The 2,648-nt window shown below is 72.5% G+C and carries 3 protein-coding genes; 1 reads left to right on the top strand and 2 read right to left on the bottom strand.

The annotated features are described in order from the left end of the window. Nucleotides 1–596: ectoine hydroxylase (gene thpD / locus IE249_RS26385; protein WP_229859319.1), on the top strand; the 596-nt coding region annotated here is incomplete at its 5' end. A gap of 151 nt (nt 597–747) precedes the next feature. Here the strand turns inward: thpD and IE249_RS26390 are convergent. Next, the gene (locus tag IE249_RS26390) at nt 748–1,833 is read right to left on the bottom strand and encodes an aminotransferase class V-fold PLP-dependent enzyme (protein WP_189708598.1); all 1,086 of its coding nucleotides are present in this window, start codon (nt 1,831–1,833) and stop codon (nt 748–750) included. Nucleotides 1,834–1,904: 71 nt separating this feature from the next. Then, nucleotides 1,905–2,627, bottom strand: a complete 723-nt coding sequence (locus IE249_RS26395; RefSeq protein WP_189708706.1) for a DsbA family oxidoreductase — start codon at nt 2,625–2,627, stop codon at nt 1,905–1,907. Nucleotides 2,628–2,648: the final 21 nt, after the last annotated feature.

The following is a 2,648-nucleotide window of genomic DNA, read 5'->3' on the forward strand; positions in this document are numbered from 1 at the left end:
ACAGGATCAGCGAGGTGTTCGCGAGACTGGTGCGCGACGAGCGGGTCGTGGGCCGCGCCCGGCAGATCCTCGGCTCGGACGTGTACGTCCACCAGTCCCGGATCAACGTCAAGCCGGGCTTCGGGGCCAGCGGCTTCTACTGGCACTCCGACTTCGAGACCTGGCACGCCGAGGACGGCCTGCCCCACATGCGCACGGTGTCCGTCTCGATCGCGCTGACCGAGAACTTCGACACCAACGGCGGCCTGATGATCATGCCGGGGTCGCACCGGACGTTCCTCGGCTGCGCGGGGGCCACGCCGGAGGACAACTACAAGAAGTCGCTGCAGATGCAGGACGCGGGCACCCCGTCCGACGAGGCGCTGACCGCGCTGGCGGGCGAGCACGGCATCCGGCTGTTCACCGGGAAGGCCGGCTCGGCGACCTGGTTCGACTGCAACTGCATGCACGGCTCCGGCGACAACATCACGCCGTACCCGCGCAGCAACGTCTTCATCGTGTTCAACAGCGTGGAGAACACGGCCGTGGAGCCCTTCGCCGCGCCGGTACGGCGGCCGGAGTTCATCGGGGCGCGGGACTTCACGCCCGTGAGGTGAGCCCTCTGCCGGGGGTCCGGGGGTCGCCCCCCGGAAGGCACGGCATCGGGGCACGGGACTTCACGCCCGTGAGGTGAGCGGCGGCGTGTGGACAACCGGGCAGGGGGCCTCCTCGTGTGGGACGGGAGGCCCCCTCCCCTGTCCGGTTCACTCATCCGGCGAGCGCGTCCAGCAGGCGGTCCACGTCGTCCTCCGTGTTGTAGAGGTGGAAGGCGGCCCGCAGACTGCCCGCGCGGTTCGACACCTCGATGCCCGCGTCGCTCAACTCGCCCTGCCGGTCGCCGAGTCCGGGCACGGAGACGATCGGCGATCCGGGCGCGGGCAGCGGTTCGCGGCCGAGCGAGGCCAGTCCGGTGCGGAACCGGTCGGCCAGCGCGAGGTCGTGGGCGCGCACGGCGGACACGCCGAGTTCCTCGAGGAGTTCCAGGGAGCGGCGGGCGCCGGCGTAGGAGAAGAGCGCGGGGCTCTCGTCGAACCGCCGCGCGGAGTGGGCGAGTTCCTCGACCGGTCCGTAGCAGCTGTCCCATGGGCGCTCGCCCGCCACCCAGCCGGCGAAGAGGGGGGTCAGGCCGCCGAGGTCCTCCGGGACGACGAGGAAGGCGACGCCGCGCGGGCAGAACAGCCACTTGAAGGCCACGGCGGAGACGTAGTCGTGGGCGCCGGCGTCCAGGTCGAACCAGCCCGCGGCCTGGGACGCGTCGACGTAGGTGCGCGCCCCGTGCTCGCGGGCGGCCTCGCGGATCGCGGACAGGTCGGCGACGCGGCCGTCCGCCGACTGGGCCGCGCTCACGGCGACCAGCGCGGTGCCGGGCCGTACGGCGTCGGCGATCTGCTCCAGCGGCACACTGCGCACCTTCAGGTCGCGGCGTACGTGGAAGGGGTTCACCACCGAGCTGAAGTCGCCCTCGGCGGTGAGGACTTCGGAGCCCTCGGGCAGGGACGCCGTGATCAGCCCGGTGTAGACGGCGACCGAGGCCCCGGCCGCCACCCGGCGGGCGGGGACGTGGGTGAGCCGGGCGAAGGCGGCGCGGGCCGCCTCCACGTCGGCGAACATGTCGGTCGGCCGCCCGGCGGCGGCCGCCTCGACGGCGGTGCGCAGCGCCCGGACCGTGCGGGCCGGCAGCAGTCCGGTGCTCGCGGTGTTCAGGTAGGTGTTCTTCGGGGCGAACTCGGCGCGGACGAGGGTCTCGAAGGTCTCCATGGGACCACTGTGCGGCCCCGCGAAGTCATAGTCCATCGCGAATTCTCACGCGGTATCGCAAAGCCCCGCTTATGCATGCCCTCTGACCTGCGGCTCAGCGCGTGCGATCAGCTCTGGGGAACCGCGCATCCGTCCGGGCCGCAGGCGTCGGCGTCGCCGTCGGCGTCCTGGGCAAGGGTCAGGGACGGGCGGTCGCCCCAGGCCTGGGCGAGGGCGCGGGCGAAGACCTCGGCGGGCTGGGCGCCGGAGACGCCGTAGGCGCGGTCCAGGACGAAGAAGGGCACGCCGGTGGCGCCGAGTTGCGCTGCCTCCCGCTCGTCGGCGCGGACCTCGTCGGCGTAGGCGCCCGGGTCGGCGAGCACCGCGCGTACCGCGTCGGCGTCCAGGCCGGCGGCGACGGCCAGTTCGGCCAGCCGTTCGTCGCCCTCGGTGAAGACGGACCGCTCCTCGGCGAAGTTCGCCGTGTAGAACGCGTCCAGCAGCTCGCTCTGCCTGCCGTGCTCCTTGGCGAGGTGCAGCAGGCGGTGCATGTCGAAGGTGTTGCCGTGGTCGCGGCCCCGGGTGCGGTAGGCGAGGCCCTCGGCGGCGGCCTGCCGGCCCAGGTCGTCCTCACCGGCCTGCGCCTGCGCCTGGCTCATGCCGTACTTCGCGGTGAGCATGGTGATCACGGGCTGCGCGTCGCCCTTGGCCCGGTGCGGGTCCAGCTCGAAGGACCGGTGCACCACCTCGACCCGGTCCCGGTGCTCGAACCCCGCCAGCGCCTTCTCGAAACGCGCCTTCCCGACGTAGCACCAGGGGCATGCGATGTCCGACCAGATCTCGACGCGCATCTTCTCGTTCCACTCCAGTTC

Origin of the sequence: Streptomyces anandii JCM 4720 (assembly GCF_014650655.1) — a bacterium.
In the GTDB taxonomy this organism is placed as follows: Bacteria; Actinomycetota; Actinomycetes; order Streptomycetales; family Streptomycetaceae; genus Streptomyces; species Streptomyces anandii.

Bases quoted from the DNA above. Each gene is read 5' to 3' on its own strand.
- IE249_RS26390 (WP_189708598.1), bottom strand. From the start codon at position 1,833: ATGGACTATGACTTCGCGGGGCCGCACAGTGGTCCCATGGAGACCTTC.
- IE249_RS26395 (WP_189708706.1), bottom strand. From the start codon at position 2,627: ATGCGCGTCGAGATCTGGTCGGACATCGCATGCCCCTGGTGCTACGTC.